The sequence below is a fragment of the Geodermatophilus marinus genome (assembly GCF_003428645.1).
Classification (GTDB): domain Bacteria; phylum Actinomycetota; class Actinomycetes; order Mycobacteriales; family Geodermatophilaceae; genus Geodermatophilus.
Window position 1 is genome coordinate 222,834 of sequence record NZ_QVQH01000005.1, and the last position, 13,739, is coordinate 236,572.

A 13,739-nucleotide genomic window follows, 5' to 3' on the forward strand; every position below is an offset into this window, starting at 1 on the left:
CCGCTCGGCGTGTGCTGTGACGCAGGCCGCACGCAATCGCGCCGTGTCGTTGTCAGGAGTTGCCGACGACCGCCGGCCCCGGCCCCCGTCCGCGCCGGCCGGGCCGCGCCGCGATCGCCTACGCTGCGCTCCTGCGCGGAGCGCCGCAGGGCGCCGCGGGGGCACGGACCGGGAACGGGGTGGGCGGGGTGGCGACGGGGGCGTCGGAGACCGGGCCGGGGACGTCGGCGGCCGGGCCGGCGGAACAGCGGGAGTTCGCGGCGGGGCTGCGCGCGCTGCTCGAGTGGCTGCAGGCCCCGGTCGGCGGGACGCGCAACGAGGTCGTCGCCCTGGTGCAGGACACCCTCGGGCCGGCCGGCCTGGAGCGGTCGGTGGTCGCCCGGCAGCTGCCGCTCTTCGAGCAGGTCAACCTGCAGGCCGCGCTGGACGCCTGGACGAGGGCGGACGGGCGCGGCGTCGAGGTGCGCGGGGTCGTGCTGCCCCCGCACTTCGGTGGGCTCGACCTCCAGCAGCTGGTCACCGGGGAGGCGCTGCCCCCCGTGCGGCTGAGCGCCCCGTCGGTGGTCGACCTGCCCGACGGGCCGGGCTCCACCCGGGCCTGCCTGAAGCTGGCACTGCTGGTGGTCACCGACGCCACCGGGCGCTACGTGCTGCTGGTCCAGGGCCCGAACGAGCACGAGCCGCGGCTGACCGTCGAGGTCGCCGGGCTGCCGGTGGCGCAGGCCCAGGCCGTGCTCGCCGAGCTGGACCGGCTGCGCCGCGAGCTCAACGTGTACCGCGGCCGGCTGGTCGAGGTCACCCCGACCCCGATGGGCGGGGTCGAGCTGACCTTCCTGGAGCCGCCCGGCACGGTCCGCGAGGACGTCGTGCTCCCCGAGCCGGTGCTCGACCGGATCGAGCGGCACGCCCTGGGGGTGGCCGAGCACCGCGACGCGCTGGCCGCCGCCGGGCAGCACCTCAAGCGGGGGCTGCTGCTGTACGGGCCGCCGGGCACCGGCAAGACCCACACGGTGCGCTACCTGCTCGGGCGGATGTCCGGCTACACCCGGCTGCTGCTCACCGGGCGGTCCCTGGGTGCGGTCGGCTCGATGGCCGAGCTGGCCCGGGACCTGCAGCCGGCGGTGGTCGTGCTCGAGGACGTCGACCTGGTCGCCGCCGACCGCTCCTTCGGCCCCGGCGGCAGCCCGGTGCTGTTCGACCTGCTCGACGCCATGGACGGCGCCGCCCCGGACGCCGACCTGCTGTTCGTGCTCACCACCAACCGGGCCGACCTGCTGGAGCCGGCGCTGGCCGCGCGGCCGGGCCGGGTCGACGTCGCCGTCGAGGTCGACCTGCCCGACGCCGCCGCCCGGCGCCGGCTGCTGGACCTCTACGGCTCCGGCGTCCCCCTGCGGGTCACCGAGGCCGACCTGACCGCGGCGGTCGAGCGCAGCGACGGCGTCACCGCGTCCTTCCTCAGGGAGCTGCTGCGCCGGGCGGTGCTGGAGGCGCTGCAGGAGCAGGGGCGGCTCACCGCCGTCACCGGCCGGCACCTGGCCCGCGCGCTCGACGACCTGCTCGACTCGACCCAGCAGGTGACCCGCACCCTGCTCGGGGTGGGCGTCGACCCGGCGACCCTGCCCGCGGGGGTGCCCGAGCCGGTCCCCGGCGTGGCGTGGACCTCGGTCCGGCGCTTCCGGGGCGGCTACCGCCCGTAGGGCGCGGCCACCAGCACCACGACCAGCGTGCGCGGGCCGTGCACGCCCTCGACCCGCTGGAGCTCGATGTCGCTGGTGGCCGACGGGCCGCTGACCATCGTCAGCGGGGCGCGGGGGTCCAGGCGGGCCAGCCCCCCGGGCACGCCGCCGACCACCTGGCCGGCCTCGACGACGCAGACCAGGCAGTCGGGCAGCAGGGACAGCGCCCGGCGGCCGCAGCGCGGGGAGCCGTCGAGCACGAGGGTGCCGGTCTCGGCGATCGCGACCGCCACGCCGGTCAGGGTGGCGGCGAACGCGGTGAGGCCGGCGGCGGGGCGGCCGTCGTCCTCGGCCGCCCCCGCGGGCCGCCAGGCGGCCGGGACGCCGGGGGCCACCACGACGTCGGCCGGGGACCAGCCGCCGCCCAGCGCCGCCCCCAGCGCGGCTCCCACGGTGGTCGCGACGTCGTCCGCGGCGCAGCGCAGCACGGTGGCGCGGTAGTCCTCCAGCCGGTCGGTGAGGACGTCGAGCAGCACGCCGGCCGGCCGGTCGTCGGTGGTGCGGTAGCCGCGGGGGACCTCGACGTCCGGGCGCCGGTCGCCGAGCGCGGTGCGGATGCGGGCCAGGACCTCCTCGCGCGCGGTCACGCGCCGTGCTCCCGGGTCCACTGCTGCACGAACGACCGCGCCGGCGGGGCGGGCAGGTCCCGGGTGCGGGTCCAGGCGCTGGCCGGCGGGGGCAGCGCGGCGGGCAGCGTGGGCCGGCCGCGGGCCAGGAACCGGCCCAGCCCGGCGGCGCGCTGGGCGGCCCGCCACAGCCGCGGGTGCGACATGACCCGGGCCAGGGCGCGGAAGGCGAGCGCCTCCGGGGTGGGGCGGCGCCTCTCCCGGGCGACGGCCTCGACGTGCTCGCCGCGCAGGTGCACCAGGATCGACGGGATGTCGATGGCCACCGGGCAGGCGTCGTAGCAGGCCCCGCACAGCGACGAGGCGTAGGGCAGCGAGGCGTTGTCCTCGACGCCGGTGAGCTGCGGGGACAGCACGGCGCCGATCGGGCCCGGGTAGACCGAGCCGTAGGCGTGCCCGCCGGTGCGCTCGTAGACGGGGCAGACGTTGAGGCAGGCCGAGCAGCGGATGCAGTGCAGCGCCTCCCGGCCCACCTCGTCGGCGAGCACCGCCGTCCGCCCGTTGTCGAGCAGCACGAGGTGGAACTCCTGCGGCCCGTCGCCGGGGGTGACCCCGGTCCACAGCGAGGTGTAGGGGTTCATCCGCTCGCCGGTGGAGGAGCGGGGCAGCAGCTGGAGGAAGACCTCCAGGTCGCGCCAGGTGGGGACGAGCTTCTCGATGCCCATCACGGTGATCAGGGTGTCGGGGAGGGTGAGGCACATCCGGCCGTTGCCCTCGCTCTCGACCACGGCGAGGGTGCCGGTCTCGGCGACGGCGAAGTTCGCGCCGCTGATCGCGACCTTCGCGCGCAGGAACCGCTCGCGCAGGTGGGCGCGGGCGGCCATGGCCAGCCGCCGGGGGTCGTCGGTGAGGTCGCCCGCGTCGCCCGGGCCGGCGAACTGCGGCATGGTCCGGGCGAAGACCTCCCGGATCTCCGCCCGGTTCCTGTGGATGGCCGGCACCAGGATGTGCGAGGGGGTGTCCTCGCCCAGCTGGACGATCAGCTCGGCGAGGTCGGTCTCGTGCGCGGTGACGCCGGCGGCCGCCAGGGCCTCGTTGAGGCCGATCTCCTGCGTGGCCATCGACTTGACCTTGACCACCTCGCCCGCGCCGGTGGCCCGCACCAGCCCGGTGACGACCGCGTTGGCCTCGGCGGCGTCGCGGGCCCAGTGCACCGTGCCCCCGCGCTCGGTGACCCGGGCCTCCAGCTCGAGCAGGTGCTCGTCGAGGCGGGCCAGGGTGGCCCGCTTGACGCCGGCGCCGGCCTGGCGCAGGGCCTCCCAGTCGGGCACCTCGCCGACGACGGCGGCCCGCTTGGCCCGGATGGTGGCGGTGGCGCGGCCGAGGTTGGCCCGCAGCTGACCGTCGCGCAGCGCATCGCGGGCGGCGGCCGGGAACGGCCGGTCCCCGCGCAGGTGCCCGACCCCCGCCGGGGCGGTGGGGAGCCCGAGGAAGACGGCGCTCACGCCGGCACCGCCGGCGCCGTGCCCTGGCCGGGCGAGACGGTGTCCCCGGTGGAGGCGAGGATCTCGGCCAGGTGCACCGTGCGGGTGCCCGAGCGCAGCCGGGACAGCCCGCCGCCGATGTGCAGCAGGCAGGAGGCGTCCCCGGCGGTGCACACCTCGGCCCGGGTGGAGAGCACGTCGGCCATCTTGTCGGTGAGCATCGCCGTCGAGGTGTCGGCGTTCTTCACCGCGAAGGTCCCGCCGAAGCCGCAGCACTGCTCGGCGCGGGGCAGCTCGACCAGCTCCAGGCCCCGGACGGCGCGCAGCAGGCGCAGCGGCCGGTCGCCGACCCGCAGCAGCCGCAGCGAGTGGCAGGTCGGGTGGTAGGTGACCCGGTGCGGGTAGCAGGCCCCGACGTCGGTGACGCCGAGGACGTCGACCAGGAACTGCGACAGCTCGTACGTCCGCCCGGCCAGCGCCTCCGCTTCGGCGGCCAGGCCGTGCTCGCCGGCCCGGCGCAGCACCGCCGCCTGCTGGTGCCGGATCGAGGCCACGCACGACCCGGACGGCGCCACCACCGCCTCCACCCCCGCCCGCCGCGCTCCGGCGAAGGCGCGCACGTGGTTGGCCACCACCGGCACCGCCTCCCGCCGGTAGCCGGTGTTGACGTGCACCTGCCCGCAGCAGGCCTGCCCCGGGGGGACGACGACCTCGTGGCCCAGCCGCTCCAGCAGCCGCGCCGTGGCCATCGCCACCTGCGGCACCACCGTGTCCACCAGGCAGGTGGCGAACAGCGCGACCCTCATCGGGCCCCCTCCCCGTCGGTCCCCGGCATCGTCGGCCATGGGTCGCGACCTGTCGAGGCGGCGCGGGGCGGGCCCGCCGGCGCGGGGACCCGGCCCGACCGGCGGCCGGGGGCGGCCGCCCCTAGCCTGGCGGGCATGGTCCCCCGGATGCCGTTCGGCGCCACCGGTCACGAGTCCAGCCGCGTGGTGTTCGGCGCCGCGGCGCTGGCGTCGGTCGCCAAGGCCGACGCCGACCGCACGCTCGACGTGCTGCTCGAGCACGGCGTCAACCACATCGACGTGGCGGCGAGCTACGGGGACGCCGAGCTGCGCATCGCCGGCTGGCTCCGGCGGCACCCCGGCACCTTCTTCCTCGCCACGAAGACGGGGGAGCGCGGCTACCGGGCCGCCCGGGAGGAGATCCGTCGGTCGCTGGACCGGCTCGGGGTCGACCGGGTGGACCTGCTGCAGCTGCACAACCTGGTCGACGTCATCGAGTGGGAGACCGCGCTGGGCGCCGGTGGCGCGCTCGAGGCGGCCGTGGAGGCGCGGGAGGAGGGGCTGGTCCGGTTCATCGGCGTCACCGGGCACGGGCTGTCGGTGCCGGAGGTGCACCGGCGCAGCCTCGAGCGGTTCCCGTTCGACTCGGTGCTGCTGCCCTACAACCACGTGCAGGTGCAGGACGAGCGCTACGCCGACCGCTTCGAGGCGCTCGCCGCGGTCTGCGCCGAGCGCGGGGTGGCGCTGCAGACCATCAAGAGCCTCGCCCGGCGCCGCTGGGACGGCCGCGCGGCCACGGCGGCGACCTGGTACGAGCCGCTGCGCGAGCAGGCCGACGTCGACCTCGCCGTGCACTGGGTGCTGGGCCGCCCGGAGGCCTTCCTGCTCAGCACCGGGGACGTCGACCTCCTGCCCCGGCTGCTCGACGCGGCCGAGCGCTTCGAGCGGCGCCCCTCCGACGCGGAGATGGCCGCGCTCGCCGAGCGTCAGGAGGCCACCCCCCTGTTCGTGTAGCCGCGCGCCGGCCCCGGCGGTGGTCTGCGTTCGTCCAGGGCGGACACCCGGGCCCGGGCCGGGGCTCCCGCGCGGGCCCGCAGCCGGGCAGACTGCTGGCGGGACGAGGGGCCGCGCGGCCCCCCGGAGGAGGCGCGATGGTCCGGGCGGCGGCCGGTCCGGGCGGCGGGCTGCGGATGGGGACGCCGCGGGGCCGCTGGGTGCTGCTGACCACCGTGCTGGGCTCGAGCCTGGCGATGCTCGACGCGACGGTGGTCAACGTGGCCCTGGAGCGGATCGGCGAGGACCTGGACGCCGGGTTCTCCGGGCTGCAGTGGACCGTCAACGCCTACACCTTGACCCTGGCCTCGCTCATCCTGCTCGGCGGCTCGCTCGGCGACCGGCTGGGGCGCAAGCGGGTCTTCCTCGTCGGGGTCGTCTGGTTCGCCGGGGCCTCGCTGCTCTGCGGCCTGGCCCCGGACATCACGACGCTGATCGTGGCCCGGGCGCTGCAGGGTGTCGGGGGCGCGCTGCTGACCCCCGGCAGCCTGGCGATCATCTCGGCCTCGTTCCACGGGGCGGACCGGGCCGCCGCCGTCGGGGCCTGGTCGGGGCTGTCCGGGGTGGCCGGGGCCGTGGGCCCGTTCGTCGGCGGGTGGCTGGTCGAGTGGAGCTGGCGGGCGGTGTTCCTCGTCAACCTGCCGCTGGCGGCCGTCATCGTCGTCGTGGCCGTCCGGCACGTGCCCGAGTCCCGTGACCCGGAGGCCGCCGGGAAGCTGGACTGGGCCGGGACGGCCCTGGTCGCCGTCGGCCTCGGCGCCCTCACCTTCGGGCTGACCGCGGCGGGGGAGGGCGGCTCCGGCTACCTGCTGTGGATCGCGCTCGGGCTGGTCGCGCTCGCCGCGTTCGCGCTGGTCCAGCGGCGCGCGGCGGCCCCGCTGGTGCCGCCGCAGCTGTTCGCCAACCCGCAGTTCACCGCCGCCAACGGCGTGACGCTGCTGGTGTACGCCGCGCTCGGGGCGGTCTTCGTCCTGCTCGTGCTGGACCTGCAGGTGGTCGCCGGGTTCTCCCCGCTGGTGGCCGGGACGGCGCTGCTGCCGGTCACCGTGCTCATGCTGCTGTTCTCGGCGCGCGCGGGCGCCCTGGCGCAGCGGATCGGCCCGCGGGCCCTGCTGACGGCCGGGCCGCTGGTCGCCGCCGTCGGGGTGCTGCTGATGGCGCGCATCGACGACGACGCGGACTACCTCACCGAGGTGCTGCCCGCGGCGGTGCTCTTCGGCGCCGGGCTGACGCTCCTGGTCGCCCCGCTGACCGCCACCGTGCTCGACTCCGCGTCCGACCGCTACGCCGGGATCGCCTCGGGGGTCAACAACGCCGTCGCCCGGGCCGCCTCCCTGCTCGCCGTCGCCGTGGTGCCGGTCGCGGCCGGGATCGGTGGTGACGACTACACCGACCCGGACCTCTTCGCCGCCGGCTTCCGGACGGCGATGCTCATCTGCGCCGGGCTGCTGGTGGGCGGCGCGGTCGTCGCGCTGGTCTGGGTCCGGCGCCCGCTGGCCGCGGCGGGGCCCGCGGAGGGTGCGGCCGCCGGGGAGGAGCCGGGCCCGGAGGAGCGGCTGCACCTCGAGGAGTGCATGCACTGCGGGGTCACCGGGCCCCAGCTGTACCCGGTCGAGGCCACCACGCGGGAAGGGACCCGATGACGGCCACCGCCACCGGCCGGTCCGCCCTCGGCGGCTCGGGCCTGCTCGCCCGCGTCGCGCCGTTGCGCCGGCGGCTGCGCACCGAGGCCGGCGGCGCCGGCCTGCTGCTGCTCGCGACCGTCGTGGCGGTGCTGTGGGCCAACTCGCCGTTCGGCGACAGCTACGACGACTTCTGGCACACCGAGCTCGCCGTCCGCGTGGGCGGCGCCGAGCTGTCGCTGGACCTGCAGCACTGGGTCAACGACGGCCTGATGGTGTTCTTCTTCTTCGTCGTCGGGCTGGAGATCAAGCGCGAGCTCGTCATGGGGGAGCTCACCGACCGGCGGCGGGCCGCGGTGCCCGCGGTGGCCGCGGTGGCCGGGCTCGTCGTGCCGGCGCTGGTCTACGTCGCCTTCACCCTCGGGGACGAGGCGGTCACCGCGTGGGGGGTGGTCATCTCCACCGACACCGCGTTCCTGCTGGGCGTGCTGGCCCTCGTCGGCCCGGCGTGCCCGGCCCAGCTGCGGGTGTTCCTGCTGACCCTCGCCATCGCCGACGACGTCGGGGCGCTGAGCGTGATCGCGCTGTTCTACACCGAGGACCTCGAGCTCGTGCCGCTCGCGCTGGCCGTCGCCGGCCTGGCGCTCATGGTGGGGCTGCGGTACCTGCGGGTCTGGCGCGGGCCGGCCTACCTCGTCCTCGGGGTGGCCGTGTGGGTGTTCATGTACCTCTCCGGCGTACACCCCACCCTCGCCGGGGTGGTCATCGCGCTGTTCACCCCCGCCTACCCCGCCCGCCGCGACGAGGTGGCGGCCGCCGCCCGGCTCACCCGCGCCTACCAGCAGTCGCCCAACCCCGAGTACGCGCGGCTGGCCCGGCTGTCGATCGACCGATCGGTGTCGGCGAGCGAGCGGCTGCAGCAGCTGTGGCAGCCGTGGAGCAGCTTCGTCATCGTCCCGGTGTTCGCCCTGGCCAACGCCGGGGTGAGCCTGTCGGCCGAGACCCTGTCCGAGGCGGCGACCTCGCCGATCACCCTCGGCGTGGTCGCCGGGCTGGTGCTGGGCAAGCTGCTCGGCATCCTGCTCGGCACCGGCCTGGCCGTGCGGCTGCGGATGGGGGAGCTCGCCCCCGGGCTCGGCGCCTTCCAGGTCGCCGGCGGCGCCGCGCTGTCGGGCATCGGCTTCACCATCTCGCTGTTCATCGTCGACCTCGCCTTCACCGACGAGGCGCGGGCCGACCAGGCGCGGGTCGGCGTCCTCGCCGCCTCGCTGCTCGCCGCGCTGCTGGGCTGGGCGCTGTTCCGGCTCGGCGACCGGCGCCGACCCGACGGCGCCGGGGGGCGCCCGGTGCTGCTCGACCCGCCGGTCGACCCGACCCGGGACCACGTCCGCGGCCCGGTCGACGCGCCCCTCACCCTGGTCGAGTACGGCGACTTCGAGTGCCCGTTCTGCGGCCGGGCCACCGGCACGGTCGAGGAGCTCCTCGGGCGCTTCGGCCCCCGGCTGCGCTACGTCTTCCGGCACGTCCCGCTGGTCGACGTCCACCCGCACGCGCAGCTGGCCGCGGAGGCCGCCGAGGCCGCGGCGGCGCAGGGCCGGTTCTGGGAGATGCACGACCGGCTCTTCGCCGAGCAGGACCGCCTCACCGCCCCCGACCTGCTGCAGCACGCCGCCGCGCTCGGGCTGGACGTGCAGCGCTTCGCCCACGACCTCGGCTCCGGCCGCTACGCCCGCCGGGTGGAGGAGGACGTCGAGTCCGCCGAGGGCAGCGGCGTCGAGGGGACGCCGACCTTCTTCGTCGGCGGGCGGCGGCACACCGGTCCGCACGACACCGAGTCGCTGGCCGCCGCCCTGCTGGCCACCCCCGAGGCCGCCGCCCTCCCGCCGGCCGAGCGGGCCGCCGCCGACCCGCGGGTGCTGCCGGCCATCGGCCCGCGCCGCGAGGCGGTGCCGCCGCCCCGCGCGGAGGGGGAGGCGGTCCCTCCGGTCGCCCTCGACCTGCCCGAGAGCCCCGACCGGGACGGCGCCTTCCCCCGGCTGGACGACGACCAGCTCGCGCTGCTCGCCCGGTACGGCACCCGCCGGGAGACCGAGCCCGGGGACACCCTCTTCCGCGCCGGCGACCCCGGCTACGAGTTCCAGGTCGTGCTCTCCGGCGCGGTCGCCGTCGTGGAGGACCTCGGCCGGCCGGGTCAGCGGGTCGTCTCCGTGCACGGGCCCCGCCGCTTCCTCGGCGAGCTGGACCTCTTCAGCGACGACCCGGTGTCCCTCACGGCGCTGGTGCTCCGCGGCGGCGCGGCCATCGCCGTCCCCGACGACCGGATGCGCGAGGTCTTCGCCGCCGACCCGGCGCTCAAGGAGCTGGTGCTGCGGGCCTTCCTGGTCCGCCGCTCGCGGCTGCTGGAGCTGGCCGCCGACCTGCGCATCGTCGGCCGGGCCGGGACGGCCGACACCGAGCGGCTCCGGGAGTTCGCCCGCGCCCGGCGGCTGCCGACGGCGTTCGTCGAGCTCGACGGCTCGCCCGAGCACGCCGACCTGCTCGCCGAGCTCGGGGTCACCGAGGCCGACCTGCCGGTGGTGGTGTGGCGCCGGGGCCGGGTGCTGCGCAACCCCAGCGACGCGGAGGTGGCCGCGGCGGTCGAGGCGGGGGACTGAACCCGGCTCAGCCCGGCCCGGTGCGCCGGCTGATCAGTCGGCGGGCGGCAGGACCCGGGGGACGAACACCTCGTCGACCGGGCGGGGACCGACGTACTGCCGGCAGGTGCAGGCCACCCAGGTGTGCCCGGCCCAGCGCCCGCGCTTGTCGTAGCTGTCACGGCGCAGCTCGGCGTAGCAGGTGTTGCTCTCGCGGTCGTGCTGGGAGAGGGGGTGCCCGCAGCCGCAGATCGGCGTCAGCTGCGGGGGAGGGGCGGGGGGCCGTCGCCGTCCCACGCGCCCGGCCGCGAAGCCCGCGGCGAGCAGCGCCGCGCCGACGAGCAGGCTGACTGGTTCCACCGCTGTCCCTCCCGGTCCGTGCACCCAGAACGGTAGCGCGGACCGGGAGGGGGCGGCGGCGCCCCGCTCAGCCCTGGCCGCGTCCGGTGACGGCGTCGCGCATGCGGTCGAACAGGCCGGCGGCGGGCCCGGTGGCCGACCGGGCGCCCTTCTCGTCGGGACCGAGCCTCGTCGTGCTCGGCCTCCTCGGCACCGACCTCCTCCTGCACCCCTCGGCTCGGGTGCCGCCCGCGGGTCGCGCCGTCCCCCACCCATCCCCGGCGAGGGGCCTGCGCACACATCCGGCCCGGTTCGATCCGCATCCCCGCCCGCAGCCGTTTGCCCCGCTGCGCACCGGGCAGGAGACCAGGGTCACAGGAGGTGGACAGTGCAGTCCTACGCCGTGGGGTTCGCCCGCCCGGACAGGTGGTCCAGGGGCGATCCCCGGAGGAACGACCGGCCGTGGCACGCCGTCGAGGCGCACCGACCGAGCGACGAGCTCGACGGGGAGGTCGAGCTGGCCGTCTGCGGGGCGATCGTGCAGGTCTGGGGGTCCCAGCGCTGGGACCGCATCGGTGCGGGGACCAGCGCCTGCCCCGAGTGCTGGGAGCGCACCGGCGTGGTCCGCGAGCTCAGCCGGGCCGGCTGAGCCGCCGCCCGCCGTCAGCCGGCGGGACGCCGGCCCGAGATCGCCGACAACCCGGTGATCTCGCGGCCCACGATCAGCGCCTGCACCGAGTCGGTGCCCTCGAACGTGTAGATGGCCTCGATGTCGGCGTGGTGGCGGGCCACGTGGTGCTCCAGCAGGATGCCGTCGCCGCCGAGGACGTCGCGGGCGTCGGCCACGACGGCGCGCGCCCGGGCGGCGCAGTGCCGCTTGGCCAGGGAGGCCATCGCGGGGGTCATCCGCCCGGCGTCGGCGAGCGTCGACAGCCGCCAGCACATGAGCTGCATGGTGGTGATGTCGGCCAGCATCCGGGCCAGCTTCTCCTGGACCAGCTGGTAGCCGGCGATCGGCTGGCCGAACTGCTCGCGGTGCAGCGCGTGCGCCAGCGCCAGCTCGTAGGAGGCCGTGGCCAGCCCGAGCGCGCGCCAGGCGACGGTGTAGCGGGTGCGGTCGAGCACCTGGGACACGTCCTTGAACGACCTGCAGTTCGCCAGCCGGTTCTCCACCGGCACCCGCACCCCGTCGAGGGTCAGCTCGGCCTGCCACACGGCCCGCAGGGCGGTCTTGCCCGTCATCACGGTCGCCGAGAAGCCCGGCGTCCCCTTCTCGACGACGTAGCCGCCGACCGCGCCGTCCTCACCCCGGGCCCAGATGATCACCAGGTCGGCGATCGACCCGTTGCCGATCCACTTCTTCCGCCCGTCCAGGACGTAGTGGTCGCCGTCCCGCCGGGCCGAGGTCTCCAGCGCGACGGCGTCGGAGCCGTGCTGCGGCTCGGTGAGGCCGAAGGCCCCGATCAGCTCCATGCGGGCCATGGCCGGCAGCCACCGCTCGCGCTGCTCCTCGTCGCCGAGGAGCGCGATCGACTGCATGGCGAGGAAGCTGTGCACCCCGTTGAACGTGCCGATGCTGCCGTCGGCGCGGGCCAGCTCGGCGGCCACCAGCCCGGCGGCCACGGCGCTCATGCCCGGGGAGCCGTAGCCCCGGACCGTGCCGCCGGCGATGCCGAGCTCGGCGAACCGGGGCACCAGGTCGACGGGGAACTCCGCCCGTTCCCACCAGTCGTTGACGTACGGCGTCACCTCCCGCGCGCAGAAGGCGCGGACCCGGTCGCGGATCCCTACCTCCTCCGGGGAGAGGAGGTCCTCCAGGGCGTAGAAGTCCGGGCTCGGCTCGCTCACGCGACCGACGCTACGGCCGGGCGCCCCCCGCCGCCCGTCGCAGCGGCCGGTCGGCCCCCGGAGGCGGTAGCGTCCCCCGGTCGCCGTCCGAGGGGGTGCCCGTGCCGTTCCTGCTCCAGCGGCTGCTGCGCACCGCGCGGCTGCGGCTGGCGGGGTGGCGGCTGCCCCTGGCGGTGGCGCTGGCGGTGTTCCTGACGAGCTGGCTGGCCATGGTGCTGGTCGAGCCGGCCGGCAGCGCGATCGTGCGGCCGGACACCTACTGGTGGTACTTCGTCATCACCGCCGCCACCGTCGGGTACGGCGACGTCTTCCCCGCCTCCCTCGGCGGCCGCGTCGTCGGCGCCTACGTCGTCGTCGGCGGCATCGTCACGCTCACCCTGCTGTTCACCGAGCTGGCCTCCGGGCTGCAGTCGGTGCGGAGCCGACGCCTGAGGGGGCTGGTCGACCTGGACCTCACCGACCACGTCGTGCTGCTCGGCTACACCCCCGGCCGCACCGGCCGGATCGTCGCCGAGCTCACCGCCGAGGCCGGCTCCCGGGTGGTGCTGTGCGCCTGGGACGACGTGACCGAGGACCCCCTCCCCGAGCGGGCGGAGGTGCAGTTCGTGCGCGGCGACCTCACCTCCGAGGACGTGATGGCGCGCGCGGCGGTGGCCCGAGCCCGCACGGCGGTCGTCGACGCCCGCGACGACAACGAGACCCTCGCCGTCGCGCTGGCCGTGGTTCACGCCAACCCCGGCATCCACCTGGTGGCCGCGCTGCGCGACCTGTCCCGGCTCTCGGTGCTGCGCTACGTCTCCCCGACGGTGCAGGCGGTGCAGTGGCACATGCCCTACCTGCTGACCGAGGAGGCCACCGACCCCGGCATCGCGCAGGTCTACAACGACCTGATGACCAGCGGCGGGCACGGCAACACGTACTCCGCGCGGGTGCCGCCGGGCTTCCCGCACACCACGTTCGGGGCCTGCCAGACCTGGTTCGGGCAGACCTTCGGGGCGACCGTGCTGGCGCTGCGCACGGCGGAGGGGCTGACCGTGAGCCCGGCCTGGGCGGCCCCGGTGCCGGCGGGCTCGACGCTGTACTACGTCGCCCCCCGCCGGGTCGACGCCGGGCGGCTGGCCGCCGGCCGCTGAGCGCCCGGCCGCGCGCCGCGCCCGCCGTCGGTCAGGCCTCGAGCAGGCCGCGGGCGTAGCCGATCTGACCGAGGTGCTGCAGGTCGTCGGAGAGCACGCTGACCAGGCGGACGCCGAGGGTCACCGGCGGGTCCCAGCGCTCGTCGACGACCCGGTCGAGGTCGGCGTCGGTGAGTCCGCCCAGGAACTCCGCCGTCCGGGCGTGCACGGCCTCGGAGTACCCGAGCAGCAGGTCGGCCGAGGGCACGCGGACGGCGGCGACCTCGTCGCGGCTCATCCCGTAGCCGGTCGCCGCGGTGTCGACCGGGAGGGCGAACCGGTCAGCCCACCCGGCGGCGGTCCACACCTGCTCGGTGCCGGCCGCGTCGGCGACGTGGTCGTCCTGCACGCGCAGCAGGTGCCAGGCCAGCCAGCCGACCGGGTTGGCGTCCGGGCCGGGACGCTGCGCCAGCCGGTCGGCGTCCAGGCCGCGCAGCGCACCCCCCAGCGTCGCGGCGACCTGCTCGTAGGCGTAGGTCAGGAGGGTCCGGCTGTCCACGG

The 13,739-nt window shown here is 76.6% G+C and carries 13 protein-coding genes; 6 read left to right on the forward strand and 7 right to left on the reverse strand.

All coding sequences use genetic code 11. From position 1 onward, the window contains the following. The first annotated feature begins 188 nt into the window (after window positions 1–188). Window positions 189–1,697, forward strand: a complete 1,509-nt coding sequence (locus tag D0Z06_RS08205; protein WP_147331999.1) for an AAA family ATPase — start codon at window positions 189–191, stop codon at window positions 1,695–1,697. Here D0Z06_RS08205 and D0Z06_RS08210 read toward each other — a convergent pair. The 3 genes from D0Z06_RS08210 to D0Z06_RS08220 are packed head-to-tail and all read right to left on the reverse strand — an operon-like array spanning window position 1,685 to window position 4,592. After that, complete coding sequence (locus D0Z06_RS08210; protein WP_117376875.1) at window positions 1,685–2,323, reverse strand: LutC/YkgG family protein; 639 nt, start codon at window positions 2,321–2,323, stop codon at window positions 1,685–1,687. The genes D0Z06_RS08205 and D0Z06_RS08210 overlap by 13 nt on opposite strands. Next, complete coding sequence (locus D0Z06_RS08215; RefSeq protein WP_117376876.1) at window positions 2,320–3,807, reverse strand: LutB/LldF family L-lactate oxidation iron-sulfur protein; 1,488 nt, start codon at window positions 3,805–3,807, stop codon at window positions 2,320–2,322. Before D0Z06_RS08215 ends, D0Z06_RS08210 begins: the two co-directional genes overlap by 4 nt. Next, entirely contained in the window at window positions 3,804–4,592 is a 789-nt protein-coding gene (locus D0Z06_RS08220) for a (Fe-S)-binding protein (protein ID WP_117376877.1), read from the reverse strand. The genes D0Z06_RS08215 and D0Z06_RS08220 overlap by 4 nt, the downstream gene beginning before the upstream one ends. A gap of 135 nt (window positions 4,593–4,727) precedes the next feature. Here D0Z06_RS08220 and D0Z06_RS08225 point away from each other — a divergent pair, with 135 nt between their 5' ends. From D0Z06_RS08225 to nhaA, 3 genes are all read left to right on the forward strand, one after another. Further along, window positions 4,728–5,585, forward strand: a complete 858-nt coding sequence (locus D0Z06_RS08225) for an aldo/keto reductase (protein WP_117376878.1) — start codon at window positions 4,728–4,730, stop codon at window positions 5,583–5,585. 137 nt (window positions 5,586–5,722) lie between these two features. After that, window positions 5,723–7,267, forward strand: coding sequence for an MFS transporter (locus D0Z06_RS08230; protein ID WP_117376879.1), 1,545 nt, complete (start codon window positions 5,723–5,725; stop codon window positions 7,265–7,267). Next, entirely contained in the window at window positions 7,264–9,900 is a 2,637-nt protein-coding gene (nhaA, locus tag D0Z06_RS08235; protein WP_158579913.1) for a Na+/H+ antiporter NhaA, read from the forward strand. Before D0Z06_RS08230 ends, nhaA begins: the two co-directional genes overlap by 4 nt. A 33-nt stretch (window positions 9,901–9,933) precedes the next feature. Here the strand turns inward: nhaA and D0Z06_RS08240 are convergent, their stop codons facing one another. Further along, the gene (locus D0Z06_RS08240) at window positions 9,934–10,239 is read right to left on the reverse strand and encodes a hypothetical protein (protein WP_117376880.1); all 306 of its coding nucleotides are present in this window, start codon (window positions 10,237–10,239) and stop codon (window positions 9,934–9,936) included. A 67-nt stretch (window positions 10,240–10,306) separates the two neighbouring features. Then, window positions 10,307–10,432, reverse strand: a complete 126-nt coding sequence (locus D0Z06_RS26700; RefSeq protein ID WP_255419338.1) for a hypothetical protein — start codon at window positions 10,430–10,432, stop codon at window positions 10,307–10,309. Window positions 10,433–10,606: 174 nt separating this feature from the next. On the opposite strand from D0Z06_RS26700, the gene D0Z06_RS08245 reads away from it, so the two are divergent. Continuing rightward, on the forward strand, window positions 10,607–10,867 hold the full coding sequence (locus tag D0Z06_RS08245; RefSeq protein ID WP_117376881.1) for a hypothetical protein: 261 nt from the start codon (window positions 10,607–10,609) through the stop codon (window positions 10,865–10,867). Between the two features lie 14 nt (window positions 10,868–10,881). Here D0Z06_RS08245 and D0Z06_RS08250 read toward each other — a convergent pair whose 3' ends face one another. Then, window positions 10,882–12,066: an acyl-CoA dehydrogenase family protein gene (locus D0Z06_RS08250; protein WP_117376882.1), complete on the reverse strand. Its 1,185-nt coding sequence runs from the start codon at window positions 12,064–12,066 to the stop codon at window positions 10,882–10,884. 101 nt (window positions 12,067–12,167) lie between these two features. On the opposite strand from D0Z06_RS08250, the gene D0Z06_RS08255 reads away from it, so the two are divergent. After that, window positions 12,168–13,199 carry an NAD-binding protein gene (locus D0Z06_RS08255; protein ID WP_117376950.1) on the forward strand — a complete coding sequence of 344 codons (1,032 nt, stop codon included), beginning with the start codon at window positions 12,168–12,170 and terminating at the stop codon, window positions 13,197–13,199. 31 nt (window positions 13,200–13,230) lie between these two features. On the opposite strand, the gene D0Z06_RS08260 is transcribed toward D0Z06_RS08255, so the two are convergent. Next, window positions 13,231–13,737 carry a mycothiol transferase gene (locus D0Z06_RS08260; protein ID WP_117376951.1) on the reverse strand — a complete coding sequence of 169 codons (507 nt, stop codon included), beginning with the start codon at window positions 13,735–13,737 and terminating at the stop codon, window positions 13,231–13,233. Window positions 13,738–13,739: the final 2 nt, after the last annotated feature.